A 23,979-nucleotide genomic window follows, 5' to 3' on the forward strand; every position below is an offset into this window, starting at 1 on the left:
GCCCCCGGATCACCCCGTATCCCGCGCTTTTAGTCAAAAGCTCACGCGACGTGACTTTCAATAGTTACTTAAGTTTATTGTTGCAATGCTTAAGTTTTGCATGCGCAGGCCGACAACTACGATACGGTCAGTCTTTATCTGTGACGTAAAGAAATGCAGAAAAGGCACGGACAGGCACCGTCATGATTGCGCAGGGACGGCTTCTTCACACCAGGAAACGACACTATGAACTTTATTCGCAACGTTAAAATCCGCGCGATGGTGGTATGGGTTTTGCTCTTATCCACCATCGCCTGGGTGGGGGTCTCCGGAGCGACGCTCTGGTTTCTACATCACCTGGAAAATAGTCTTAAACTGAACGCCGAGCAGGCTGGCTGGGTCGACACCGCCCAGATCCTGTTACTCCTCTCAGTGGCGGGCAGTATTACCCTCACCATTCTGATGGAACGTTATCTCTACTTCTGCCTGGTGCGCCCCGTGGAGATCATTCGCGGTCATCTGAACGTGCTGGCGGACGGGAATCTGGAGGTGAAGCTTCAGGATCTCGGGCGCAACTGCGTCGGGCTGATGGTGCCGTATATTCAGCGCATGCAGGATAACTGGGAAAAAACCGTCAGCGCTATTCGCGCAAGCGCAGACACCATTCGCAGCCACGCGGGAGAGGTGTCGGGCGTCAATACAGAGCTTTCCACGCGCTCGGAAGAGCAGGCGGCAGCGCTTGAGCAGACCAGCTCCAGCATGCAGCAGCTCAGCAGTACGGTAAAACTCAACGCAGAAAACGCGAGCCACGCCAGTAAGCTTTCCGGTAACGCCACACGCATCGCGCAGACGGGCGGCGAATCCGTGAAGCAGGTGATGGAAACCATGTCGCGCATCTCCAGCAGCTCCAGCAAAATCGTCGATATCACTAATGTGATTAACAGCATCGCGTTCCAGACCAACATTCTGGCCCTCAACGCCGCGGTGGAAGCCGCGCGCGCGGGTGAGCAGGGGCGCGGTTTTGCGGTGGTGGCGGGCGAAGTGCGCAATCTCGCGAGCCGCAGCGCGCAGGCGGCGAAAGAGATAGAAACGCTGCTTAACGAATCGGTCAGTAATGTTCAGACCGGCTCTGGTCAGGTGAAAAAGGCGGGCGAGGCGATGGATGAAATCCTGGCCGCCGTGCGTCAGGTCAACGACATTATGGCCGAGATTGCCAGCGCCTCCGGCGAGCAGAGCGACGGCATCAGCCAGGTGGGCATCGCGGTGAAAGAAATGGATGCCGTGACCCAGCAGAACGTCCAGCTGGTGCAGCAATCCGTGCTGGCCTCAAACGATCTGGAGCGCCAGGCCGCGCATCTGACCGAAGCGGTTGGCCTTTTCCGCCTGCGTGGTCAGACGGCGCGTGCGAAGCCTGCCGCTGCCGCGCCGCTTGTGCGTCCAGCGCCAGCGGGCGTTAGCGCGCCGAAAGCGGTCGCCACGGAGACGAACTGGGAAACCTTCTGAAAAATCGGCTTGAAAGAAAACTGTGAGCACCACTCTACTTTTTAAAACAATCTTTCATTTAATTTGAAAGTGCGTTTGGTGAATAGTATGGTGAACGCACAGTTTGCTATTCATAGCCTTTTCAGGAGACAACCCAATGAAAATTGCACTGATGATGGAAAACAGTCAGGCGGCCAAAAACGCGATCATCTATAAAGAGTTGAAAGCGGTGGCGGACGAAAAAGCCTTCCCGGTGTACAACGTCGGCATGAGCGATGAGAACGATCATCATCTGACCTACATTCACCTCGGGATTATGGCGAGCATCCTGCTGAATTCCAGAGCGGTGGATTTCGTGGTGACTGGCTGCGGCACCGGGCAGGGCGCGCTGATGTCCCTGAATATTCATCCGGGCGTGGTGTGCGGCTACTGCATCGATCCGGCGGATGCGTTCCTGTTCGCGCAGATCAACAACGGCAACGCGCTGGCGCTGCCGTTCGCGAAAGGCTTTGGCTGGGGTGCCGAACTCAACGTGCGCTTCATCTTTGAAAAAGCGTTCACCGGCCGCAACGGCGAAGGGTATCCGCCGGAGCGTAAAGAGCCGCAGGTGCGCAATGCGGGTATCCTGAACCAGGTGAAAGCCGCCGTGGTGAAAGATAACTATCTTGATACCCTGCGCGCCATCGATCCTGAACTGGTAAAAACCGCCGTTTCCGGCGAGCGTTTCCAGCAATGTTTCTTTGATAACTGCCAGGATAAAGCGATCGAAGGTTTCGTGCGTGAACTCCTTGGCTGATAACGCCTGATGAAAAAGCCAGCCCGCGGGCTGGCTTTTTTTATGCCTGCTTGCCGGAGACGCTGTGCCCGGCATGCGCGGCGAGGCGCAGCGTATCTGTCATTCCCACCAGGCTTATCAGCGCAATCATCACAAATGCCAGCCGGAAGCCCACGCCCGGAATATCGCCAGTCAAAAAGGACGCGCTAATGACCTCGCCAAGCCGGATGCCGATGGCGCCGAGCGTCACCCCAAGCCCCACGGCGAGCTGCGTGGCGGTGCTGAACAACGTGTTGGCGTAACTCATCTCGCCGGAAGGCACGTCCGCAAACGCCAGCGTACTGATGCCGGTAAACTGAATGGAGCGAAAGACGCCGCCCAGAAAAAGGATCAGCAGAATAAGCCACACCGGCGTCTGGGGCGTCAACAGCGCGCAGGCGAGCAGCGCCAGCACGTTCAGCAGACCGTTAATCAGCAGCAATTTTTTAAACCCCAGCCAGCGGATGAGCGGCGTGGTAGCGGGCTTGATAGTCAGGTTGCCCGCAAAAACCGCCAGCACCAGCAGCCCCGAGTGAAACGCGTCCATCCCGAAACCCACCTGAAACAGCAGCGGCAATAAAAACGGCACGGCGCTAATTGAGGCGCGAAACAGCGACCCGCCATACATCGTGACGCGAAACGTCGGCACCGCCATGGCATCAAGGCGGATCATCGGGAACGGCGCGCGGCGAAAATGGCGCAGCGCATAGATAAGCGCGCCGCAGCCCGCCAGCAGCAGCGCGCCTGCGAACAGGCCGTTCGCGTCGCGCGCGGCCAGCATCTCCATGGCGCACACCAGCGCCACCATCGCCAGCGCGGTGGCGAGAAAACCGGGCGTATCGAACGGCCGACGGTCATTGTCGTGGTGGTCAGGGATCAGGCGCCAGGCGAGCGCCATCGCGATAAGCCCGGCGGGCAGGTTAATAAAGAAGATCCAGCGCCAGTTCGCATAGCTGGTGATAAATCCGCCAAGCGGTGGCCCGATAATCGGCGCTACCAGGGCAGGCCACGTCAGCGTGGCGATGGCCGTAATGAGCTGGTGTTTGGGCGTCACGCGCAGCACCGCGAGCCGCCCGACCGGCACCATCAGCGCGCCGCCCGCGCCCTGCAATACGCGCATCAGCACGAACATCTCCAGCGAATCCGCCAGCCCGCACAGCACCGAGGCGCCGGTAAAAATGCCCAGCGCCAGCGTAAACACCTTACGCGCGCCGAAGCGATCGGCAATCCAGCCGCTTGCCGGTATCAATACCGCGAGCGTCAGCAGATAAGCGCTGATGCCGATATTGAGCGCGACGGCCTCCACGCCAAAGGTCTGCGCCATGGTCGGCAGGGCGGTGGCGATAACCGTTCCGTCGAGAAATTCCATAAAAAACGCGCCCGCCACCAGCAGCGCGGCGGGAGAGACTCCGCCTGCGCCTGCTTTCGCCGTCTTCTGCCCCATGCCTGCTCCCTAAAATTTTTTTATTAAATTTAAACAAAACCTACAAAGGATAAGTTCTGGAATTTACAGCATTTTATTAACATTGTGCTTAAAGATGTTAACTAATTGGCGTGATTTTAATCACAAAACGGTTGATTTTTGTGATGCATGTCATATTATGACCCTACAGCAACTTGCTAACCCTGATAAACAGTGTCGGAGCTTTCCATGAAACTGCGTAAAATCCTTAAAAGCATGTTTAAAAACTACTGCCAGGCTTTCAAAGACGTTCCGCCGGGCGCGATGTTTTAATAAAAAAACCTGCCAGCTGGCAGGTTTTTTTATGTCTGCGTCTCCCGTTATACCCGCCTTCGCTACGTTCTGAAACCCTCGCTTTTCGTTTTCTGAAATCACGGTTCATTTTTACTCCTTGCGCGCGCCGGGTTCGCAATCGCCGGGCTTTGCCGCTACTATGTGCCGCTTCACGCTAAGGAGAACGCAATGTCACAATCCCTCACTGCCGAAGATGAACTGGTTTCCGACGTGGTCGCCTGCCAGTTGGTGATTAAACAGATCCTCGACGTTATCGACGTCATCGCGCCGGTGGAAGTGCGCGACAAAATGGCGAGCCAGCTGAAAAGCATCGATTTTTCCGGCCATCCTTCCGCCGATCCGGTGACGCTGCGCGCCATTCAGAAAGCGGTGGCGCTGATTGAACTGCGCTTTACCCCGCAGAGCGAAGCGCACTAAGCAAAACGGCCCCGTCGGGGCCGTTGTCAGTTAAAAAATCCCATCCAGGCGCAAGCGAACAGCCACAGCGCCATCAGCCGCTGAAAGCGCACCAGCGCTTTGTCGCTGCGAAACACCCGATGCACGCCGCTGCCAAGCCAGGCCCAGGCGGCGAGACACGCCAGCGAAATTACAAGAAAGCCCAGCGCCTGAAACCCGAGCGTAGTCAGCGCGCGGCCATTATGCGGCGCGAACACCGTAACGACCGCCATCGCCATCATCCAGGTTTTCGGGTTTATTAGCTGTAATGCCGCCGCCGCGCGGGCGCCGAACGGTTTTGTCGCTTCGCCCGAGAGCGCTACCGCGGGCGAGGTAAACAACTGCCAGCTCATCCAGCTTAGCCACAGCGCGCCGGTGAGCGCCATCAGGCGCGCCAGCCACGGGGCGTGGCGCAACGCTTCGCCAGGCCCGACGCCGCACAGCAGCACGATGGCGCTGGAGGCGAAACAGGCGCCGAGAACCGCAGGCAGCGACGCGCGTGCACCGTAGCGCTGGCTGTTGGTGAGGATCAGAATATTGGTCGGCCCCGGCGTAATAGAGGCCACAAAGGCAAAGAATAAAAAAGGCAGTTGTTGTGTAAGCAGGCTCATGGCATCTCCCGTTGTCTGAGCTTCTATCTTCGGGCGCTTACCCGCTGACGTCTGGAAGATTTGTGCACAGCCTGCGGTAGTGTGCCGGGGAGAGCCGGTAGGCGCGCTGGAACCAGCGTCCGAGATGGCTTTGATCGGCGAAACCGAGCGCCGCCGCCACATCCACGGGCGTCATGCCGCGTGCGAGCAGTGATCTGGCGCGGGCGAGGCGCAACTGCACCAGCCAGGCGTGGGGCGCCATGCCAAACGCGTGTTTAAACGTGCGCGACAGCGTAAAGCGATCGGTGCCGAGCGCCGCGGCCAGTTCCGCCAGCCCGATATTATCGCCAAGGTGCGCCCAGAGATAGTCGCGGGCGCGCTGGGCCATCTGCGCGTCGCGGATGTCGCCCGGCAGCCGTTTGCGCCACTGACAGTGACGCGTCAGCTGACTTAACAGATTATCCATCACGCCCTGCTGCACAATACGCATCTCATCGTGATGCAGCGCCGTAAACGTCGAGGCGATCGCCTGTACCAGCGCGGGCTCGCGGGCAATGGTCTTTGCAAAGTGCAGCTCGTAGCTGTCCGGCACGGCGGCGTAAAGCCCGCCAAGCGTTTCTCGCAGCCAGCGTTCATCAAGATAAAAGGTGAGATAGGTAAAGCCGCCTGCGAGCGGCGCGTCGCCGTCATGGGTTTCGCCCGGCTCCAGCAAAAACGCCGCTCCCGGCGTGCTCTGATGCCGCTCCCGGCGGCAGTGAAACTGCTGGGTGCCGGACTGCGTGATGCCCACCAGATAACTGTCGTGCCAGTGCGGATCGTAGGCGTGGCCTTCAAAATGGGCGCGAATGGTTTCGATGCCGGTATCAGCGTGCTGACGTAATTCTATCCAGTCTTTAGCCATAGCGTCTCCTGTGAAAGGAAACTCTAGCATAACGAGTCTTTAACAAAAGTCTGGAAGATTTGTGCAGGCGGCCCGCAGGCCGCCCTGGTAAAAAACGCGGTCAGAAGAGCAGTTGCACCAGCAGATAGCTGGCGGCGCAGGCGCAGCTAACGCCAATCAGGCCTGGCAGAATAAAGCTGTGGTTTAAAATAAATTTGCCGATGCGCGTGGTGCCGGAGCGGTCAAAGCCAATGCACGCCAGATCGCTTGGGTAGGTGGGCAGAACGAAATAGCCGTAAGACGCCGGGAAAAACGCCACCAGCATTTTGGGTTCAACGCCCAGCATCAGCCCCATCGGCGCGACAGCGGTGAGCGCCGCCGCCTGGCTGTTCACCAGTTTCGAAACCAGAAACAGTACAATCGCGTAGGTCCACGGATGGCTTTTCACCACGCCTTCCAGCGCCAGCTTCAGCTCGTCGAGATGCGCCTGGAAAAAGGTGTCGCTCATCCACGCCACGCCAAATACCGAGAAAATCGCCACCATCCCGGCCTTGAATACCGCCCCGCTGGAAATAGACGCCGCGTTCACTTTGCAGACCACCAGCATCACGGCGCCCGCAATCAGCATCATCATCTGGATAACCAGGTTCATGGAGAGCGGGGCGATTTTGCCTTTCACCTCAAACGCCGGGCGCAGCGCAGGCAGCGCGCCGAGCAGCACCACCAGCGCTATCGCGGCGAAGAAAATCCAGGTTGACCACCAGGCATGTTTGTCAAAGCGCTGGTTCATCAGCGTTTCACTGCCGCCATAAATGTATTCACGCTGTTTCGGGTCGCGCAGGCGCGCCTGGAACGCCTCGTCGTCTTTTAAATCTTTACCGCGACGCAGGCTCCAGAGGGCGGCAATCAGCACGCCAAAGAGCGAGGCCGGTACGGAAACCGCGAGGATCTCCAGAATACTCCAGGCCTCGCCGACGCCATGCTGCGCGCCAAGAATCGACACCAGCGACACCACCGCCACCGACACCGGCGAGGCGGTGATCGCCATCTGCGAGGCGACGGACGCCACGGCCATCGGCCGCTCCGGGCGAATATTTTTCTTCAGCGCGATGTCCGCGATGATCGGGAACATGGTGTAGACCACATGCCCGGTGCCGCACAGAAAGGTCAGCGTCCAAGTGGTGAGCGGCGCCAGCAGCGTGATGTGCTGCGGGTGACGGCGCAGCAGCCGCTCGGCGAACTGCATCATCACATTCAGGCCGCCGGCGGTTTGCAGCGTGGCGGCGCAGCCAATCACCGCAAGGATGGTCAGCATCACATCCACCGGCGGTTTGCCCGGCTCCAGCCCAAAGATAAACGTTAAAAGAAACAGACCGATGCCGCTGATGAGGCCAAGCCCCATTCCGCCGAAACGGGTTCCCGCCAGCAAGCACAAAATAATGACGATAAATTCAAGGGTGATCATAAGGCTCCTGCCACGCAATGTTGGGTGAATCGCTTAAGCATTACAAATTGTGTGGTTAATCAACGGGAGCCAGATCGAATTTATAAAAACCTAACAAAAACAATACATTGTTAACTTAACGCTAACATTGCGGCGAAAGGCGAGGAAAATGCGGGGGAGAAACGTAAGCGCCCTCAGGCGAGGGCGCGGAGCTGAGTGAAAATCAGTGGGTCTGTTCCATCATCTCCAGCAGGCGCTGGTCCGCTTCTTCGGCGCACAGCCCGGCCTGACGCGCCAGGGTCAGTTCATGAAGAATGGTGGCGAGCAGCGCTTCATCCAGCCGCAGCTCCTGTTCGAAGTCGCCAAGCATGGCGAGCATCGCGTCGTCACGCGCCGCCTGCGCCTCACTCATCAGACGCGCCAGCGCCGCATGGCGACCGCTCAGCTCATCCTGCATCTGGCGGAAAATCGCCTCAAGGCTTGAGCAGTCGGGTTTCACCGACTTAAGCGCGCCGACCACCGGGTTCGCACCGGTTTGTTTAAGGTAATCGAACAGCCGCATCATCTGGGTGACGTTGTGCTGCGCCTGCTGTCTCAGCACCGTCGCGCTGCCGTTCAGGCTCTGCTGCGCGCACCAGTCGCTGTAATAAAGGCACAGGTTCGATGCATAAAATTCCTGATTCATTTGAGCATTCAGTTTCTGCACTACGCCGAGGGGAGCCATATAAATATCCTTATTGAGGGGGTAAGGGGAACGGTCAATGACCGCGACGGGTGAGCGCTGGCCCGCCCGTTCCCGGCGGGTGGCCACCCGTCAGCCATAATTGAGAAGCGTGTATTATCGTTCCCTGATGTATTAAGCCTGGTATAACTGTGGCTATTTGCCACTCCAATCGTTTCTTTCTTAAAACGTGACGCAGCGCCGGAATAGTTTTGAAACATTGTTTCATTATTAACTCCCCGGCGTGCCGGGCACGGTTTATTCACGTATAAGGAGCGAGAAATGAAAAGAGCGGCGGTGCTGCTGGCGCCAGGGTTTGAAGAAGGAGAAGCGATTGTCACTATCGATATATTACGGCGGCTGAACATTGAGGTCGACACGCTCGCCTGCGCCGATACGCGCGCTGTCGTGAGCTACCACGCCATTCCGCTGGTGGCCGATGCGCGTCTGGCGGAGCGCCTCGAAGACACCTATGACGCGCTGGTGCTGCCGGGCGGCCCGCAGGGCAGCGTGAATCTGGCGGCGGACCCGCAGGTTATCGCGTTTGTAGCGCGCCACGACGCCGCCGGGAAGCTCATCTGCCCCATCTGCTCCGCCGCCGCGCGCGTGCTCGGCGCGAATGGCCTCTTAAAAGGCCGCCGCTATGTCTGCTCGGGCGACCTGTGGCAGGACGTGCGCGATGGCGAGTATGTGGATGCGCCGGTCGTTGAGGATGGCAATCTCATTAGCGGCAAGGGCCTGGGGCGGGTATTTGATTTTGCGCTGACGGTGGCGTCACGTCTTACCGGCGATGAGCCCGCCGCGCGCGAACACGCCGACCACATCTATTACCCCTGGTAAAGCCGCGCGGCGCGGCGGGCTATACTTAACCTTTGTTCGCGACAAGGAGGAAAGTATGACGCAACCGTGTGAAACCCTTTATCTGCGCGAGCCCTGCGGCGGCGTGCCGAACAACGCGCTGCCGGCGCTGCTTTATCGCCAGGTGCTGCCCGCCGACGCGGACGACGCGGCGGTCTGGTTTGAACAGCGCTTCGCGCAGCACCAGTGGCCGGCGCGCTGGCGCTATCCGGTCTTTACTTATACTCACTTTCATACCAACACTCATGAGGTGCTCGGCATCTACGCCGGAGAGGCGCAGATCCAGCTGGGCGGCGAAGCGGGGCCAGTCGTCACCCTTCGCGCGGGCGATGCGGTGCTGATCCCGGCGGGTGTGGGTCATAAGCAAATTGACGCCAGCGCCGATTTCATGGCCGCAGGCGCCTACCCCGAAGGGCTATCGCCCGATAAATTCCTGGATGAGCCTGCGCAACTGGCGCAAACGCGCAATAATGTGGCGCAGGTCGCGAAGCCGGCACGCGATCCGCTCTTTGGTGCCGAAGGCGGTCTTGCCACACTCTGGTAGCCCTCAGGGATTCCCCGGCTGGGCTTATGGAGATATCTGCTAAACCCCTCTTTAATCATCATACATATCGGGCCAGATTTATGCCCGATATTGCTGTATTTATGTACGCAATCACTGTAATTCCATGATGTGATTTCGCTCTCCTATGGAGAATTAATTTCCCGCTAAAACTATCTCCAGCGTTCGCCGCTTCCGGGAGGGAACGGCTAATACGTTGTTTTCTGTCCGATTAACAGAACCTTTCAGGTTTTTACCCTGCATAAAAGAAAGCTAAAGCTGGAGATAACCATGCACAAATTTACTAAAGCGCTGGCGGCCATTGGGCTCGCTGCCGTTATGTCACAATCCGCTATCGCCGAGACCATGAAGCTCGGTTTTCTGGTGAAACAGCCTGAAGAGCCGTGGTTCCAGACCGAATGGAAATTCGCGGATAAAGCCGGTAAGGACTTGGGTTTTGAGGTCATCAAAATTGCGGTGCCGGATGGCGAGAAAACCCTGAACGCCATCGACAGCCTCGCGGCGAGCGGCGCGAAAGGTTTCGTTATCTGTACGCCGGACCCGAAACTCGGCTCAGCGATTGTCGCCAAGGCGCGCGGCTACGATATGAAAGTCATCGCCGTGGATGACCAGTTTGTGACCGCCAAAGGCAAACCGATGGAAACCGTGCCGCTGGTAATGATGGCCGCGACTAAAATCGGCGAGCGCCAGGGTCAGGAACTCTATAAAGAGATGCAGAAACGCGGCTGGGATGTGAAAGAAACCGGCGTGATGGCAATTACCGCCGATGAGCTCGACACCGCGCGCCGTCGCACCAGTGGTTCAATGGACGCGCTGAAAGCGGCAGGCTTCCCGGAAAAACAGATCTACAAAGTACCGACTAAATCCAACGATATCCCCGGCGCGTTTGACGCCGCCAACTCTATGCTCGTTCAGCATCCGGAAGTGAAACACTGGCTGGTGGTCGGCATGAACGACAACACCGTGCTGGGCGGCGTGCGCGCGACCGAAGGGCAGGGCTTTAAAGCGGCTGACGTTATCGGCATCGGCATCAACGGCGTGGATGCGGTAAGCGAGCTTTCCAAAGCGCAGGCGACCGGCTTCTATGGCTCGCTGCTGCCAAGCCCGGACGTTCACGGCTATAAATCCAGCGAAATGCTCTACAACTGGGTCACCAAAGGCGCTGAGCCGCCGAAGTTCACCGAAGTCACCGATGTGGTGCTGATCACCCGCGACAACTTTAAAGAAGAACTGGCGAAAAAAGGTCTCGGCGGCAAGTAATGGGCGATTTATCGCGGTTCGGGCGCGCCTGCGCGCCCGCTTTTTGAGTGGCCCGGAGGTATCATGCAGACATCTTCACCCTATCTCTCGTTTCGCGGCATCGGGAAAACCTTTCCCGGCGTGAAGGCGCTTTCGGACATCAGCTTTGACTGCCACGCAGGCCAGGTTCATGCGCTGATGGGCGAAAACGGCGCCGGTAAATCGACGCTGTTAAAAATTCTCAGCGGCAATTACGCGCCGACCACCGGCGCCATCGCCATCAAAGGCGAAGAAGTCACCTTTAGCGACACTACGGCGGCGCTCAACGCGGGCGTCGCCATCATCTACCAGGAGCTGCATCTGGTGCCGGAGATGAGCGTGGCGGAAAACATCTATCTGGGCCAGATCCCTCACAAGGCCGGGATAGTCAACCGCTCGCTGCTCAACTACGAAGCGAAGCTGCAACTGGAGCATCTGGGGCTCGATATCGACCCGCAGACCCCGCTGAAATATCTCTCCATCGGCCAGTGGCAGATGGTGGAAATCGCCAAAGCGCTGGCCCGCAACGCCAAAATCATCGCCTTCGACGAGCCGACCAGCTCGCTCTCGGCGCGTGAGATTGAACACCTGTTCCGCGTTATCCGCGAGCTGCGCAAAGAAGGGCGCGTCATTCTCTATGTGTCGCACCGTATGGAAGAGATCTTCGCCTTAAGCGACGCTATCACCGTCTTCAAAGATGGCCGCTACGTGCGTACCTTCAGTGATATGCAGCAGGTGAACCACGACAGCCTGGTGCAGGCGATGGTCGGGCGCGATCTGGGCGATATCTATGGCTGGCAGCCGCGCGACTATGGCCCGGAGCGGTTGCGTCTCGATGCGGTAAAAGCGCCGGGCGTACGCGCGCCGGTGAGCCTGAGCGTCAGGAGCGGCGAAATCGTCGGCCTGTTTGGGCTGGTGGGTGCCGGGCGTAGCGAGTTAATGAAAGGCATGTTTGGCGGCACGCGCATTACCAGCGGTCAGGTGCTGATCGACGGTAAACCTATCGCTATCCGCGCGCCGGGCGACGCCATTCGCGCGGGCATGATGCTCTGCCCCGAAGACCGTAAAGCCGACGGCATCATTCCGGTGCATTCGGTGCAGGACAACATCAACATCAGCGCGCGACGCAAACACATCAGCGCGGGCTGTCTTATCAACAACGGCTGGGAGCAGGAAAACGCCCGCCACCATATTCGCTCGCTGAATATTAAAACCCCCGGCGCTGAGCAGCTGATTATGAATCTCTCCGGCGGCAACCAGCAGAAGGCGATTCTGGGCCGCTGGCTGTCGGAAGAGATGAAAGTGATTTTGCTGGATGAGCCGACCCGCGGTATTGACGTCGGGGCGAAGCATGAGATCTACAACGTGATTTACGCGCTGGCGGCGCAGGGGGTGGCGGTGCTCTTCGCCTCCAGCGATCTGCCGGAAGTCCTCGGTGTGGCCGACCGCATTCTCGTGATGCGCGAAGGCGAAATCGCCGGTGAATTACTGCACGAGGAGGCCAGCGAATCAACGGCGCTCAGCCTCGCTATGCCCAAAACCAGCCAGGCTGTCGCTTAAGTAAGGAGAAATTATGTCATCACTAACCACATCCGGTGCGCCGAAGTCCTCATTCTCCGTGGGTCGCATCTGGGATCAGTACGGCATGCTGGTGGTCTTCGCCGTGCTGTTCCTCGCCTGCGCTATCTTCGTGCCGAACTTCGCCACCTTTATCAATATGAAAGGCCTGGGGCTCGCGATTTCGATGTCCGGGATGGTGGCCTGCGGCATGCTGTTCTGCCTCGCTTCCGGGGATTTCGATTTGTCGGTCGCTTCTGTTATCGCCTGCGCGGGCGTCACCACGGCGGTGGTCATCAACATGACCGAAAGCCTGTGGCTGGGCGTCGCGGCGGGCCTGCTGCTTGGGGTCGCGAGCGGCCTGGTCAACGGTTTTGTCATCGCGAAGCTTAAAATCAACGCGCTGATCACCACGCTTGCCACCATGCAGATTGTGCGCGGCCTCGCGTACATCATCTCTGACGGTAAAGCGGTCGGCATCGAAGACGAAAGCTTCTTTACCCTCGGCTATGCCAACTGGCTCGGGCTGCCGGCGCCTATCTGGCTGACGGTCGCCTGTCTTATCGTGTTCGGGTTCCTGCTGAATAAAACCACCTTCGGGCGTAATACGCTGGCGATTGGCGGTAACGAAGAGGCCGCGCGTCTGGCGGGCGTGCCGGTGGTGCGCACCAAAATCATTATCTTTGTGCTCTCGGGCCTGGTCTCCGCGGCGGCAGGCATTATTCTCGCCTCGCGTATGACCAGCGGCCAGCCGATGACCTCCATCGGTTATGAGCTGATCGTGATTTCGGCGTGCGTGCTGGGTGGCGTTTCTCTGAAAGGTGGCATAGGAAAAATCTCGTATGTGGTGGCGGGTATCCTTATCCTCGGCACCGTTGAAAACGCGATGAATTTACTGAATATCTCCCCGTTTGCGCAGTACGTGGTACGCGGGCTGATCCTGCTTGCGGCGGTGATTTTCGACCGTTACAAACAGAAAGCGAAACGCGTCGCGTAATGCACTTTTCCCCGTCTTAAATCCTCGCAAAAACGCCTTCCGACCTGTTTTTTCAGACAGTCGGAAGGCGTTGCCGAATGGCGACACTCGTCACACTGTCTATACTTACACGGTCAGTAAAACTATCAGATAACCTCAGGGTTAGCTGTTTAACCCGTAAGGATAGGAGGAAACACTGGTGGACGAAGTGTTAGCAGTACCGCCCGTAGCCCGCGATAATCTTGCCTTTTTTTTCGACCTTGACGGCACGCTTGCCGACATCAAGCCGCATCCCGATCAAGTGTTCATTCCCTCCGATGTTCGTCGCCTGCTGCAAAAACTCGCCGACATGAATGACGGAGCCCTGGCATTGATTTCAGGACGTTCCATGACGGAGCTGGACCAGCTTGCCGCGCCGCACCATTTTCCGCTGGCCGGGGTCCACGGTGCCGAGCGTCGTGATATCCGTGGCCAGAGCCATGTCGTGTCGCTGCCGGAATCGCTGGTAGAGCATCTGCATCAGCGCCTTGAAGCGGCGCTCTCACAGATGCCTGGCACCGAGCTTGAGGCAAAAGGGATGGCGTTTGCGCTGCACTATCGCGGCGCGCCGGAGTATGAAAACCAGATTTTGGCGCTGGCGGAAGGCATCGCCAGCGAACATAAGCAGCTGGGGCTGCAACCGGGCAAATGCGTAGTGGAGTTAAAACCGCTGGGCATCAATAAAGGCGCGGCTATCGAGGCATTCATGAATGAAGCGCCGTTCGCAGGCCGCGTGCCGGTATTTGTGGGTGACGATCTCACCGACGAAGCCGGGTTTTACGTCGTAAACCAGCTTAATGGCATTAGCGTGAAAGTCGGGCAGGGGGACACCCAGGCGAAGTGGCAACTCGCCGATGTCCCGGCGGTCCACGCGTGGCTGGAACAATTAGTTCAAGAACAAGAAAAAAAAACGTCAAATAAAAGGAGAGAAGGCTATGAGTCGCTTAGTCGTAGTATCTAATCGTATCGCCCCGCCGGATGACAAAAAGAGCAGCGCGGGGGGCCTCGCGGTAGGGATACTGGGAGCGCTGAAAGCAGCAGGCGGCCTGTGGTTTGGCTGGAGCGGTGAAATCGGCAATGAGGATGCCCCGCTTAAAAAAGTCACCCGTGACAACATTACCTGGGCGTCATTTAACCTGAGCGAACAGGATCACGACCAGTATTACAACCAGTTCTCCAACGGCGTTCTGTGGCCTGCGTTCCACTACCGTCTGGATCTGGTGAACTTCCAGCGTGAAGCGTGGGAAGGGTATCTGCGCGTCAACAGCCTGCTGGCGGATAAACTCAAACCGCTGATTGAGCCTGACGATAACCTGTGGATCCACGATTACCACCTGCTGCCGTTTGCGAGCGAACTGCGCAAGCGCGGCGTGAATAACCGCATCGGGTTCTTCCTGCATATCCCGTTCCCGACTCCGGAAATCTTCAACGCGCTGCCGCCGAATACCGAGCTGCTGGAGCAGCTGTGCGATTACGATCTCCTGGGCTTCCAGACGGAAAATGACCGTGTCGCCTTCCTGGAATGTCTGGCGATGCATACGCACCTCTCTACCAGCAGCGACGGCGAACATACCGCTTACGGTAAAACCTTCCGCACGCAAGTCTATCCAATTGGTATTGAACCGGAAGAGATTGCGCAGGCCTCCGCAGGCCCGCTGCCGCCGAAGCTGGCCCAGCTTAAGGCTGAGCTTGCCAGCGTGAAGAATATCTTCTCCGTGGAGCGCCTGGACTATTCCAAAGGGCTGCCGGAGCGTTTCCAGGCGTTCGAGACGCTGCTTGAGAAATACCCTGAGCACCACGGTAAAATCCGCTATACCCAGATTGCGCCGACGTCGCGTGGCGATGTCCAGGCGTATCAGGACATTCGTCATCAGCTGGAGACCGAAGCCGGGCGTATCAACGGCAAATATGGTCAGCTTGGCTGGACGCCGCTCTATTACCTCAACCAGCATTTCGACCGCAAACTGCTGATGAAAGTCTTCCGCTATTCCGATGTGGGCCTGGTGACGCCGCTGCGCGACGGGATGAACCTGGTGGCGAAAGAGTACGTAGCGGCCCAGGACCCGAAAAATCCGGGCGTGCTGGTGCTGTCTCAGTTTGCCGGCGCCGCCAATGAGCTGACCGCCGCGCTGCTGGTTAACCCTTACGATCGCGATGATGTCGCGGCCGCGCTGGACCGTGCGTTGAAAATGCCGCTCGCCGAGCGTATCGCGCGCCACAGTGAGATGCTGGAGATTGTCCGTAAAAACGACATCAACCACTGGCAGGAGGCCTTTATCCAGGATCTAAAGCAGATAACGCCACGCAGCCCTGAACGTGAGCTGCAGAATAAAGTGGCGACCTTCCCGAAACTGGCCTGACGGGCCATCTCGCCTTCCCGGGCGCCCGCCCGGGAGCGTCAGACTAATCGAGCGCCACCAGCAGAAGATCGGTTCTGCTGGTGGCGACGATTTTTTTCGCTGAGCACAGCGCTTTGCTGAAAAAACTGTGGTTGTGATTCCCGCAAATCACCAGGTCGATGTCATCTTTCTCACATATATCCTGAATATATTCTCCGAGCTCACCGCTGGCGATGATGGTCTTTACGATCGGGTATCCGGCCGCGTTTTTCAGGGCTTCCAGGAACGTTTGTGTCTCCTCATACATGACGTCGCGCAAATTTTCGAGCATTGGGGCTGACATTTGATTAAAGAGTTCCGGATCTGTGGCGATAGTAATAAGGGTGATACTGCCGTTTACCGGTTTCACCAGGGAAACCGCCCGCCTGATGAGGCGATGGCTTTCGGGTGTGACAGCCACGGCAACCAGTACATGGGAATAGCTCATAGTGATGTCCTTTCGCCAGAGAAAACTGCAGGAAGCAGCAATGATGAAATAGTACGACGGGCGTGCCCCTAAAGAATGTGAAGCCGCTTTAAGAACGGTGAAACGCCTCTTCTGAATACATTAGGTATTCTTATCAAAGGAATAATTTAACCATTATTTCTGTCTCGTAACATCTTGTAACTTCGCCGCGAGGCGCGCCCTGACACAAATTTTCCTGCGTTTTGTTCAAAATAACATCATTAGCATGCTTGCATTTTTTTGAGGCAAATCACTGTTTTTATTAAATAAGTTGATTTAAGTACTCCTCGAATAGTACTGTTTCTTTTATAGTGACTTTACGTGACCAGGTGATGTCAAATAGTTACGAAATGAAAGTATGACCGGATGCTACATCGTAGTTAAGGATGAATGAATATTCGGAATTTTACGCATTGCAAGCGGTGTGATTGTGTATTTTTTGCACAAAAGAAAAGCGATTCTGATGGTTTTTTAGTGACTTTTTCCGAAAATGTGTGATACTCGTCACACTTTTTCCAAATTCTCTTCATAAGCACATTGTGTGAACGGTGTCCGCCGAGTACGATTTGCTCGATTTAGGAAAAATCTTAAGTAAGTGTAAGGAAATGATGAAAGGCGTGCACGGAGCCTGCCAGGGATAACTCGAATTTGACGGGAACAATGTTTCACCGACAAGTCTGGTTTCACCGATGCATTTTGGCCGTAACGATTTATTTTTTTACCGGGATTTGCCCGGCGACATCACGGGGTGCGGCGTAGCCGCGTTAAAATAATAGTTTGTTATTGGATGGGAAAAATGCATACATCCGAGTTGCTGAAACATATCTACGACATCAACCTGTCATATTTGTTGCTTGCACAGCGCTTGATTAGTCAGGATAAAGCGTCTGCGATGTTTCGCCTGGGTATCAGCGAAGAGATGGCGTCCACGCTTGGCGATCTGACGCTTCCGCAGATGGTGAAACTGGCTGAAACCAACCAGCTTGTCTGTCAGTTCCGCTTCCAGGATCATCAGTCGATTACGCGTTTAACACAAGAATCACGCGTAGACGATCTGCAACAGATCCACACCGGTATTTTGCTCTCCACGCGTCTGCTCAACGAGGCCAATGGCACCGAAGACGTCGCCAGGAAGAAAAGGGCGTAATCTATGACCGACAAGAGCATTGTTCAGGAAGCCCGTGATATCCAGCTCGCCATGGAACTCATTACCCTTGGCGCACGTTTACAGATGCTGGAAAGTGAAACGCAACTTAGCCGCGGTAGACTCATCAAACTTTATAAAGAGCTGCGGGGCAGCCCGCCGCCAAAAGGTATGTTGCCCTTTTCCACGGACTGGTTCATGACCTGGGAGCAGAACATCCACGCATCGATGTTCTGTAACGCATGGCAGTATCTGCTGCGCACCGGGTTATGTTCAGGCGTTGACGCTGTTATCAAAGCGTACCGTCTGTACCTGGAGCAATGCCCGCAAGAAAATGACGAAGGCCCGCTGCTGGCGCTGACTCGCGCCTGGACGCTGGTCCGCTTCATGGACAGCGGAATGCTTGAATTATCTCGCTGCAACAGCTGCGGCGGCAATTTTGTTACCCATGCACACCAGCCGGTTGGCAGCTTCGCATGCAGCCTGTGCCAACCACCGTCTCGCGCCGTAAAAAGACGTAAACTTTCGCGAGATGCTGCCGATATTATTCCACAACTGCTGGATGAACAGGTCGAACAGGCCGTTTAACCGGATAGGTGTGGAAAACCACTCCAGCAGCGGCCCAAAAGGCCGCTGCTTTTTTTTTCCTAACTTAAACCGGCAACGTTTTCTGCTCACCTGAACGTCCTCGCCATAGCCAACAGCGGAAGGATGATGTCGTGCTGATTTTAATAGGTTACCTGGTCATTCTGGGAACAGTCTTCGGTGGATACATGATGACCGGAGGGGAGCTTGGTGCACTCTATCAGCCTGCTGAATTAATTATCATCGGCGGAGCGGGTGTGGGTGCGTTTATCGTCGGTAACAACGGGAAAGCGATTAAGGGCACGGTAAAAGCGTTGCCGCTGCTGTTTCGCCGTTCGAAATACACCAAAAGTATGTACATGGATCTGATGGCGCTGCTGTACCGCCTGATGACCAAATCGCGCCAGCAGGGCATGTTCTCGCTGGAGCGTGATATCGAGAACCCGAAAGAGAGCGAGATTTTCACCAGCTACCCGCGCATCCTCGCGGACAACACCATGCTGGAGTTCATCACCGATTATCTGCGCCTCATCATCAGCGGCAACATGAACACGTTTGAGATTGAAGCGCTGATGGACGAAGAGATTGAAACGCACGAAAGCGAGGCGGAAGTGCCGGCTAACAGCCTGGCGCTGATGGGTGACTCGCTCCCGGCGTTCGGGATCGTGGCGGCGGTTATGGGCGTGGTGCATGCGCTGGCCTCCGCAGACCGTCCGGCGGCGGAACTCGGCGCGCTTATCGCACACGCGATGGTGGGGACGTTCCTCGGCATCCTGCTGGCATACGGCTTCGTGTCGCCGCTCGCCACCGTGCTGCGTCAGAAGAGCGCTGAAACCACCAAGATGATGCAGTGCGTGAAAGTGACGCTGCTGTCGAGCCTTAACGGTTACGCGCCGCCTATCGCCGTAGAGTTTGGTCGTAAGACGCTCTATTCGAGCGAGCGTCCGTCCTTCACCGAACTGGATGAACACGTTCGCGCGGTGAAATCGCCTAACCAGCAGCAGGTGACAGAAGACGCATGAAAAACAGCAACCACCCCGTCGTTATCGTAAAAAAGCGCAAGCATAAAGGGCACGGCGGCGGTTCGCACGGCTCCTGGAAAATCGCTTACGCTGACTTTATGACAGCCATGATGGCCTTCTTCCTGGTGATGTGGCTTATCTCCATCTCCAGTCCGAAGGAACTGACGCAGATTGCGGAATATTTCCGCACGCCGCTGTCGGCCGCCATCACCGGCGGGCATCGCATCGCGGATAGCGATAGCCCGATTCCGGGGGGTGGGGATGATGTCACGCAGACGCAAGGCGAAGTGAAAAAACAAGAGCCGAATATCGATGAGCTCAAAAAACGCATGGAGCGTAACCGCCTGCAGAAACTGCGCGGCGATCTGGATCAGCTGATCGAGGCCGACCCGAAACTGCGCGCGCTGCGCCCGCATCTGCGCATCGATCTGGTGCAGGAAGGGCTGCGTATTCAGATTATCGACAGCCAGAACCGCCCGATGTTTAAAACCGGCAGCGCCGAAGTGGAGCCTTACATGCGCGATATCCTGCGCGCCATCGCGCCGGTGCTGAACGGAATACCGAATAAAGTGAGCCTGTCAGGCCACACCGATGACTTCCCGTACGCGAATGGCGAACGCGGTTACAGCAACTGGGAACTCTCGGCGGACCGCGCTAACTCGTCGCGCCGCGAGCTGGTTATCGGCGGGCTTGATGATGGCAAAGTTTTGCGCGTGGTCGGCATGGCCGCCACGATGCGCCTGGCGGAGAAAGGTGCGAATGAAGCCCTGAACCGCCGCATAAGTTTGCTGGTACTTAACAAGCAATCGGAAGATGCCATCGTGCATGAAAACGCCGAAAGCGAAAATGAGTCACTGAGCGTATTACAACAACCGGGCGCCGTCCCCCCGGCCTCAAACCCAACACCGTCCCAACCGGTTACGAGGTGATAGCGTGAGTATGGATATTAGCGATTTTTATCAAACATTTTTCGATGAGGCTGACGAACTGTTAGCTGACATGGAGCAGCATTTGCTCGATCTGGTGCCCGAGGCGCCGGATGCCGAACAGCTAAATGCCATATTCCGCGCCGCACACTCTATTAAGGGTGGTGCGGGGACCTTTGGCTTCACCATCCTGCAGGAAACCACCCATCTGATGGAGAACCTGCTGGATGAAGCACGTCGGGGTGAAATGCAACTCAACACCGACATTATCAACCTGTTTTTGGAAACCAAAGATATTATGCAGGAACAGCTTGACGCTTATAAAAGCTCTTCGGAGCCGGACGCTGCCAGCTTTGAATACATCTGTCAGGCACTCCGCCAGCTGGCGCTCGAAGCCAAAGGCGAAGCGCCTGCGGCGGCGAAACTCTCTGTTGTCGAAACAGAATCCGCTGCGCCTGCGGCTGCCGCAACCACGGATGGCGGCAAGCTGCGCATAAAGCTTGGCAAACTCAAAGGCACTGAGACTGAACTCTTGCAGGAAGAGCTCGGCAATCTCGGCACCTTAAGCCAGATTGAAAAGGGCGAGGATTATCTGGTCGCCACCCTCGAGACCAGCGCCAGCGCGGATGACATCACCGCGGTGCTCTGCTTTGTCATCGAAGGCGATCAGATTGAATTCCTGCCGCTGCCCGCCGCCGAAGCAGCGCCTGCCGCACCGGCTGAGCCGGTAGTTCAGGCAGCGCCTGCGCCGGTTGCCGCACCGGTAGCCAAAGCGCCTGCCGCCAGCGCGCCGCGCGCCGAGCAGAACAAACCGGCCCGTGAAAAAGAAAACACCAGCATCCGCGTGGCCGTAGAGAAAGTTGACCAGCTGATTAACCTGGTGGGCGAGCTGGTGATTACCCAGTCTATGCTCCAGCAGCGCTCCAATGAGCTTGATCCGGTTACCCACGGCGACCTGATCACCAGCATGAGTCAGTTACAACGTAACGCCCGCGATCTTCAGGAATCGGTGATGTCCATCCGTATGATGCCGATGGAATACGTCTTCAGCCGCTTCCCGCGTCTGGTTCGCGATCTGGCGAGCAAGCTTGGCAAACAGGTTGAACTGACGCTGCAGGGCAGCTCCACCGAACTCGATAAGAGCCTTATCGAACGCATTATCGACCCGTTAACGCACCTGGTGCGTAACAGCCTTGACCACGGTATCGAATCGCCGGAAAAACGCGCCGCCGCGGGTAAATCCCAGGTGGGCAACCTGATCCTCTCCGCAGAGCATCAGGGCGGCAATATCTGTATCGAAGTGACCGACGACGGCGCAGGCCTGAACCGCGAGCGCATTCTGGCGAAAGCGATGTCTCAGGGCATGGCCGTCAGCGAAAGCATGACCGATGACGAAGTGGGCATGCTCATCTTCGCCCCGGGCTTCTCCACGGCGGAGCAGGTGACCGATGTTTCCGGTCGTGGCGTCGGCATGGATGTCGTGAAACGTAACATTCAGGAGATGGGCGGCCATGTTGAAATCGCTTCCCGTCAGGGCCAGGGCACGACAATCCGTATCCTGCTGCCGCTGACGCTGGCGATCCTCGACGGCATGTCGGTTAAGGTAAACGAAGAAGTCTTTATTCTGCCGTTGAACGCGGTAATGGAATCGCTGCAACCGCGTGAAGAAGATCTGCATCCGCTGGCAGGCGGCGAGCGCGTACTGGAAGTGCGCGGCGAATATCTGCCGCTGGTTGAGTTGTGGAAAGTCTTTGATGTGCAAGGGGCGAAAACCGAAGCGACGCAGGGCATTGTCGTTATCCTGCAAAGCGCCGGTCGCCGTTATGCACTGCTGGTCGATCAGCTGATTGGTCAGCACCAGGTCGTCGTGAAAAACCTTGAGAGTAACTATCGCAAGGTGCCGGGTATTTCGGCCGCCACGATTCTGGGCGATGGTAGCGTGGCGCTGATTGTTGATGTATCCGCGCTGCAAAGTTTAAACCGTGAGCAACGTATGGCGCCGACCGCCGCCTGAAGCCACTATCGTAGAAAAGGTAAGTAATATGACCGGTATGAGCAACGTCACTAAACTGGCCGGCGAGCCGTCTGGCCAGGAGTTCCTGGTATTCACCCTGGGCGACGAAGAATATGGTATCGATATTCTGAAAGTGCAGGAGATCCGCGGTTACGATCAGGTAACCCGCATTGCCAACACGCCGTCTTTCATTAAAGGCGTGACCAACCTGCGCGGTGTTATCGTGCCTATCGTTGACCTGCGAGTGAAGTTTGAGCAGGGCGATGTGGAATATAATGAAAACACCGTGGTGATCGTTCTGAACTTCGGCCAGCGTGTGGTCGGCATCGTGGTTGACGGCGTCTCCGACGTCCTGTCCCTCACCGCCGAACAGATCCGCCCGGCGCCGGAATTCGCTGTGACGCTCTCCACAGAATACCTGACCGGCCTCGGCGCTATTGGCGAACGTATGCTGATTCTGGTACACATTGAGAAGCTGCTCAACAGCGAAGAAATGGAGCTGATTGACAGCGCAACCGCCCGCGTGGCGTGACAACAAGAAAAGCAGTGGCACGGGGCGCGTAAGCGCCCCTTTTTTTCGCCTGGCATCCGGGAACATCGCGTCGGGCCGCGCCCTCCGTCGCGAACAAGGGGCAGGCGTTCTGGAAGGAATCGCCGTTTAAAACGTGATAAATGTCACATATTAATCAATATATCATTTGCCATTTACATTCTGAAATCTAAAAAACTGTTTAACGCGTTGTTATCATTGTTTTTTATCCCCTCTCACTCCGCCTCGCTGATGCTTTTTACAACTTTTGTGATGTTTTGAAACATAAACTAAATTTCAGAGTAGCGTCTCGTCTGACGCGCTGCGCTTTATGGCTCAGGTGGTCATCCCGGTCCGGCACAGCGTCACTTCCGTTGAGAGTTTGAGGATAAACACGATGAAAACACGTCTGTTAGCGGTTATCTTCGGTGCCGGCATGATGCTGAGCGCGCCGGTAAGCTTTGCGGTCACCAGTAGCGGGACCATCGGCGCAACCTTAACGCTGACTAATGGTTGTCTGATCAACGGCTCGCCGAGCCAGAACGGGATTAACTTCGGTACCCTGAACTTCGGGACCAGCCCGGCCACCTTCTCCACATTAACCACCCAGCTGGCTGGCGCAGGCGGCGGCAACACCTTCTCGATTCAGTGCACCACGCCGGAATATACCGTACAGATAACAGGCAGCACCAACCAGGCCCCAGGCACCGTCGTCGGTACGCCAGGCACGCCGGGGCGTTATCTGGTCAATACCACCAACACCGCGCAGGGGGTGGCCTACAGCCTATACAGCGACAGCGCCTTCCAGAACGTTATCGCCAATAACGCCTCCATTCCGGCCGCCTCCACCACGGGCGGGGTAAGCAACTACACCATTTATGGCCGTATCCAGGGCGGCGGTAACAGCGTCACGGTCGTACCGGGCACTTACACTGACACCATTAACGTCAGCGTCACGTACTAAGCGCCAGCAGAGCCACGATGAGGATGAAGGGCACCGGGTGCGGTTGCCCCTGGAGAGCGCTGTGCGGCGCATTCTGTGGGGAGCCATAGGTCTGTTCGGCGTCGCTTGCGGCGGCGCGCAGGCTGTGACGACGCAGTCGTTTCAGGTGAGCGCCACCATTGCCGCTGGCTGCTCCGTCACCACCGGTACCGGCGGCGTGATGGGATCGCTTAATTTCGGTACCCGCAGCGGCGTGGAAAGCACGCGCGTCAGTACCAGCTTTGTCCCGTCCTCTTCATTACTGCTCGCCTGCACGCCAGGCGTGGCGCTCAGCATGAGCATTGACGGCGGCCAGAATTATGGCTCCTCGGTGCGCAATATGGTGCGCGGCGGCGGCACCGAGCGGGTGCCGTATCGTCTCTATACGTCGAGTTCGTTAAATGCGACGAGTGAAATCGGCGTCAACCAGGCGGTATCCATCGCTTACAGCAACAGCAATAACATTTCGCTGCCTCTCTTTGGCGCAGCGCAGCTCACGGGCTTTAGCCCCGCCGGCAGCTATACCGACACGCTGACGGTGACATTATCATGGTGATACAGG

General features: G+C 57.0%; 25 protein-coding genes. 19 read left to right on the forward strand and 6 right to left on the reverse strand.

Features of this window, described 5'->3' with window-relative positions; all coding sequences use genetic code 11:
- Window positions 1–225 precede the first annotated feature (225 nt).
- Complete coding sequence (locus AACV31_RS02270) at window positions 226–1,482, forward strand: methyl-accepting chemotaxis protein (RefSeq protein ID WP_165154547.1); 1,257 nt, start codon at window positions 226–228, stop codon at window positions 1,480–1,482.
- A gap of 136 nt (window positions 1,483–1,618) precedes the next feature.
- Window positions 1,619–2,257 carry an RpiB/LacA/LacB family sugar-phosphate isomerase gene (locus tag AACV31_RS02275; protein ID WP_075199207.1) on the forward strand — a complete coding sequence of 213 codons (639 nt, stop codon included), beginning with the start codon at window positions 1,619–1,621 and terminating at the stop codon, window positions 2,255–2,257.
- Window positions 2,258–2,297: 40 nt separating this feature from the next.
- Here the strand turns inward: AACV31_RS02275 and AACV31_RS02280 are convergent, their stop codons facing one another.
- On the reverse strand, window positions 2,298–3,719 hold the full coding sequence (locus tag AACV31_RS02280; protein WP_165154545.1) for an MFS transporter: 1,422 nt from the start codon (window positions 3,717–3,719) through the stop codon (window positions 2,298–2,300).
- Window positions 3,720–3,926: 207 nt separating this feature from the next.
- On the opposite strand from AACV31_RS02280, the gene azuC reads away from it, so the two are divergent.
- Entirely contained in the window at window positions 3,927–4,010 is an 84-nt protein-coding gene (gene azuC, locus AACV31_RS02285) for a stress response protein AzuC (RefSeq protein ID WP_085958860.1), read from the forward strand.
- A 189-nt stretch (window positions 4,011–4,199) separates the two neighbouring features.
- On the forward strand, window positions 4,200–4,448 hold the full coding sequence (locus tag AACV31_RS02290) for a DUF2766 family protein (RefSeq protein ID WP_007769747.1): 249 nt from the start codon (window positions 4,200–4,202) through the stop codon (window positions 4,446–4,448).
- 26 nt (window positions 4,449–4,474) lie between these two features.
- Here AACV31_RS02290 and AACV31_RS02295 read toward each other — a convergent pair whose 3' ends face one another.
- The 4 genes from AACV31_RS02295 to AACV31_RS02310 form a co-directional block, all read right to left on the reverse strand.
- Window positions 4,475–5,077 carry a LysE family translocator gene (locus AACV31_RS02295; protein WP_075199209.1) on the reverse strand — a complete coding sequence of 201 codons (603 nt, stop codon included), beginning with the start codon at window positions 5,075–5,077 and terminating at the stop codon, window positions 4,475–4,477.
- Window positions 5,078–5,114: 37 nt separating this feature from the next.
- Window positions 5,115–5,957: an AraC family transcriptional regulator gene (locus tag AACV31_RS02300; RefSeq protein WP_015741661.1), complete on the reverse strand. Its 843-nt coding sequence runs from the start codon at window positions 5,955–5,957 to the stop codon at window positions 5,115–5,117.
- 100 nt (window positions 5,958–6,057) lie between these two features.
- The gene (locus AACV31_RS02305; RefSeq protein ID WP_075199211.1) at window positions 6,058–7,401 is read right to left on the reverse strand and encodes an anaerobic C4-dicarboxylate transporter; all 1,344 of its coding nucleotides are present in this window, start codon (window positions 7,399–7,401) and stop codon (window positions 6,058–6,060) included.
- A gap of 202 nt (window positions 7,402–7,603) precedes the next feature.
- Window positions 7,604–8,104: a non-heme ferritin-like protein gene (locus AACV31_RS02310; protein WP_007769761.1), complete on the reverse strand. Its 501-nt coding sequence runs from the start codon at window positions 8,102–8,104 to the stop codon at window positions 7,604–7,606.
- A 279-nt stretch (window positions 8,105–8,383) separates the two neighbouring features.
- Between AACV31_RS02310 and AACV31_RS02315 the strand changes: the two genes are divergently transcribed.
- From AACV31_RS02315 to otsA, 7 genes are all read left to right on the forward strand, one after another.
- Window positions 8,384–8,941, forward strand: a complete 558-nt coding sequence (locus tag AACV31_RS02315; protein ID WP_015741658.1) for a DJ-1/PfpI family protein — start codon at window positions 8,384–8,386, stop codon at window positions 8,939–8,941.
- 55 nt (window positions 8,942–8,996) lie between these two features.
- Window positions 8,997–9,503: a cupin domain-containing protein gene (locus AACV31_RS02320; protein WP_165154543.1), complete on the forward strand. Its 507-nt coding sequence runs from the start codon at window positions 8,997–8,999 to the stop codon at window positions 9,501–9,503.
- Window positions 9,504–9,791: 288 nt separating this feature from the next.
- Window positions 9,792–10,781: an arabinose ABC transporter substrate-binding protein AraF gene (araF, locus tag AACV31_RS02325; protein WP_007747777.1), complete on the forward strand. Its 990-nt coding sequence runs from the start codon at window positions 9,792–9,794 to the stop codon at window positions 10,779–10,781.
- A gap of 63 nt (window positions 10,782–10,844) precedes the next feature.
- Window positions 10,845–12,359 carry an L-arabinose ABC transporter ATP-binding protein AraG gene (araG, locus tag AACV31_RS02330; RefSeq protein ID WP_165154541.1) on the forward strand — a complete coding sequence of 505 codons (1,515 nt, stop codon included), beginning with the start codon at window positions 10,845–10,847 and terminating at the stop codon, window positions 12,357–12,359.
- 13 nt (window positions 12,360–12,372) lie between these two features.
- Complete coding sequence (araH, locus tag AACV31_RS02335; protein WP_007769772.1) at window positions 12,373–13,353, forward strand: arabinose ABC transporter permease AraH; 981 nt, start codon at window positions 12,373–12,375, stop codon at window positions 13,351–13,353.
- Window positions 13,354–13,531: 178 nt separating this feature from the next.
- The gene (otsB, locus tag AACV31_RS02340) at window positions 13,532–14,332 is read left to right on the forward strand and encodes a trehalose-phosphatase (RefSeq protein ID WP_007769773.1); all 801 of its coding nucleotides are present in this window, start codon (window positions 13,532–13,534) and stop codon (window positions 14,330–14,332) included.
- A complete protein-coding gene (gene otsA, locus AACV31_RS02345; protein ID WP_007769774.1) occupies window positions 14,307–15,731 on the forward strand; it encodes an alpha,alpha-trehalose-phosphate synthase in 1,425 nt (474 codons plus the stop codon). Before otsB ends, otsA begins: the two co-directional genes overlap by 26 nt.
- Window positions 15,732–15,774: 43 nt before the next feature.
- Here otsA and uspC read toward each other — a convergent pair whose 3' ends face one another.
- Window positions 15,775–16,197, reverse strand: coding sequence for a universal stress protein UspC (uspC, locus tag AACV31_RS02350; protein ID WP_165154539.1), 423 nt, complete (start codon window positions 16,195–16,197; stop codon window positions 15,775–15,777).
- A gap of 814 nt (window positions 16,198–17,011) precedes the next feature.
- Here uspC and flhD point away from each other — a divergent pair.
- The 8 genes from flhD (at window position 17,012) to AACV31_RS02390 (ending at window position 23,973) form a co-directional block, all read left to right on the forward strand.
- Window positions 17,012–17,362, forward strand: a complete 351-nt coding sequence (gene flhD, locus AACV31_RS02355) for a flagellar transcriptional regulator FlhD (protein WP_015741652.1) — start codon at window positions 17,012–17,014, stop codon at window positions 17,360–17,362.
- 3 nt (window positions 17,363–17,365) lie between these two features.
- Window positions 17,366–17,947, forward strand: coding sequence for a flagellar transcriptional regulator FlhC (gene flhC / locus AACV31_RS02360; RefSeq protein ID WP_007719451.1), 582 nt, complete (start codon window positions 17,366–17,368; stop codon window positions 17,945–17,947).
- A gap of 131 nt (window positions 17,948–18,078) precedes the next feature.
- Window positions 18,079–18,966 carry a flagellar motor stator protein MotA gene (gene motA / locus AACV31_RS02365; protein WP_007769777.1) on the forward strand — a complete coding sequence of 296 codons (888 nt, stop codon included), beginning with the start codon at window positions 18,079–18,081 and terminating at the stop codon, window positions 18,964–18,966.
- Entirely contained in the window at window positions 18,963–19,895 is a 933-nt protein-coding gene (gene motB, locus AACV31_RS02370; protein WP_007769780.1) for a flagellar motor protein MotB, read from the forward strand. The genes motA and motB overlap by 4 nt, the downstream gene beginning before the upstream one ends.
- 10 nt (window positions 19,896–19,905) lie before the next feature.
- Window positions 19,906–21,906: a chemotaxis protein CheA gene (gene cheA, locus AACV31_RS02375; RefSeq protein ID WP_007769781.1), complete on the forward strand. Its 2,001-nt coding sequence runs from the start codon at window positions 19,906–19,908 to the stop codon at window positions 21,904–21,906.
- Between the two features lie 28 nt (window positions 21,907–21,934).
- Window positions 21,935–22,438, forward strand: coding sequence for a chemotaxis protein CheW (cheW, locus tag AACV31_RS02380; RefSeq protein WP_004384891.1), 504 nt, complete (start codon window positions 21,935–21,937; stop codon window positions 22,436–22,438).
- A gap of 394 nt (window positions 22,439–22,832) precedes the next feature.
- Complete coding sequence (locus AACV31_RS02385; protein WP_007769792.1) at window positions 22,833–23,399, forward strand: Csu type fimbrial protein; 567 nt, start codon at window positions 22,833–22,835, stop codon at window positions 23,397–23,399.
- Window positions 23,400–23,460: 61 nt separating this feature from the next.
- Entirely contained in the window at window positions 23,461–23,973 is a 513-nt protein-coding gene (locus tag AACV31_RS02390) for a Csu type fimbrial protein (protein WP_165154537.1), read from the forward strand.
- Window positions 23,974–23,979 lie beyond the last annotated feature (6 nt).

It is taken from the genome of Cronobacter sp. EKM101R, from assembly GCF_963888145.1.
Classification (GTDB): domain Bacteria; phylum Pseudomonadota; class Gammaproteobacteria; order Enterobacterales; family Enterobacteriaceae; genus Cronobacter; species Cronobacter turicensis.

What these genes read in the sequence shown, in the direction of transcription:
- AACV31_RS02270 (WP_165154547.1), top strand. Translation starts at nt 226, where the DNA reads ATGAACTTTATTCGCAACGTTAAAATCCGCGCGATGGTGGTATGGGTT.
- AACV31_RS02275 (WP_075199207.1), top strand. Translation starts at nt 1,619, where the DNA reads ATGAAAATTGCACTGATGATGGAAAACAGTCAGGCGGCCAAAAACGCG.
- AACV31_RS02280 (WP_165154545.1), bottom strand. Translation starts at nt 3,719, where the DNA reads ATGGGGCAGAAGACGGCGAAAGCAGGCGCAGGCGGAGTCTCTCCCGCC.
- azuC (WP_085958860.1), top strand. Translation starts at nt 3,927, where the DNA reads ATGAAACTGCGTAAAATCCTTAAAAGCATGTTTAAAAACTACTGCCAG.
- AACV31_RS02290 (WP_007769747.1), top strand. Translation starts at nt 4,200, where the DNA reads ATGTCACAATCCCTCACTGCCGAAGATGAACTGGTTTCCGACGTGGTC.
- AACV31_RS02295 (WP_075199209.1), bottom strand. Translation starts at nt 5,077, where the DNA reads ATGAGCCTGCTTACACAACAACTGCCTTTTTTATTCTTTGCCTTTGTG.
- AACV31_RS02300 (WP_015741661.1), bottom strand. Translation starts at nt 5,957, where the DNA reads ATGGCTAAAGACTGGATAGAATTACGTCAGCACGCTGATACCGGCATC.
- AACV31_RS02305 (WP_075199211.1), bottom strand. Translation starts at nt 7,401, where the DNA reads ATGATCACCCTTGAATTTATCGTCATTATTTTGTGCTTGCTGGCGGGA.
- AACV31_RS02310 (WP_007769761.1), bottom strand. Translation starts at nt 8,104, where the DNA reads ATGGCTCCCCTCGGCGTAGTGCAGAAACTGAATGCTCAAATGAATCAG.
- AACV31_RS02315 (WP_015741658.1), top strand. Translation starts at nt 8,384, where the DNA reads ATGAAAAGAGCGGCGGTGCTGCTGGCGCCAGGGTTTGAAGAAGGAGAA.
- AACV31_RS02320 (WP_165154543.1), top strand. Translation starts at nt 8,997, where the DNA reads ATGACGCAACCGTGTGAAACCCTTTATCTGCGCGAGCCCTGCGGCGGC.
- araF (WP_007747777.1), top strand. Translation starts at nt 9,792, where the DNA reads ATGCACAAATTTACTAAAGCGCTGGCGGCCATTGGGCTCGCTGCCGTT.
- araG (WP_165154541.1), top strand. Translation starts at nt 10,845, where the DNA reads ATGCAGACATCTTCACCCTATCTCTCGTTTCGCGGCATCGGGAAAACC.
- araH (WP_007769772.1), top strand. Translation starts at nt 12,373, where the DNA reads ATGTCATCACTAACCACATCCGGTGCGCCGAAGTCCTCATTCTCCGTG.
- otsA (WP_007769774.1), top strand. Translation starts at nt 14,307, where the DNA reads ATGAGTCGCTTAGTCGTAGTATCTAATCGTATCGCCCCGCCGGATGAC.
- uspC (WP_165154539.1), bottom strand. Translation starts at nt 16,197, where the DNA reads ATGAGCTATTCCCATGTACTGGTTGCCGTGGCTGTCACACCCGAAAGC.
- flhD (WP_015741652.1), top strand. Translation starts at nt 17,012, where the DNA reads ATGCATACATCCGAGTTGCTGAAACATATCTACGACATCAACCTGTCA.
- flhC (WP_007719451.1), top strand. Translation starts at nt 17,366, where the DNA reads ATGACCGACAAGAGCATTGTTCAGGAAGCCCGTGATATCCAGCTCGCC.
- motB (WP_007769780.1), top strand. Translation starts at nt 18,963, where the DNA reads ATGAAAAACAGCAACCACCCCGTCGTTATCGTAAAAAAGCGCAAGCAT.
- cheA (WP_007769781.1), top strand. Translation starts at nt 19,906, where the DNA reads ATGGATATTAGCGATTTTTATCAAACATTTTTCGATGAGGCTGACGAA.
- cheW (WP_004384891.1), top strand. Translation starts at nt 21,935, where the DNA reads ATGACCGGTATGAGCAACGTCACTAAACTGGCCGGCGAGCCGTCTGGC.
- AACV31_RS02385 (WP_007769792.1), top strand. Translation starts at nt 22,833, where the DNA reads ATGAAAACACGTCTGTTAGCGGTTATCTTCGGTGCCGGCATGATGCTG.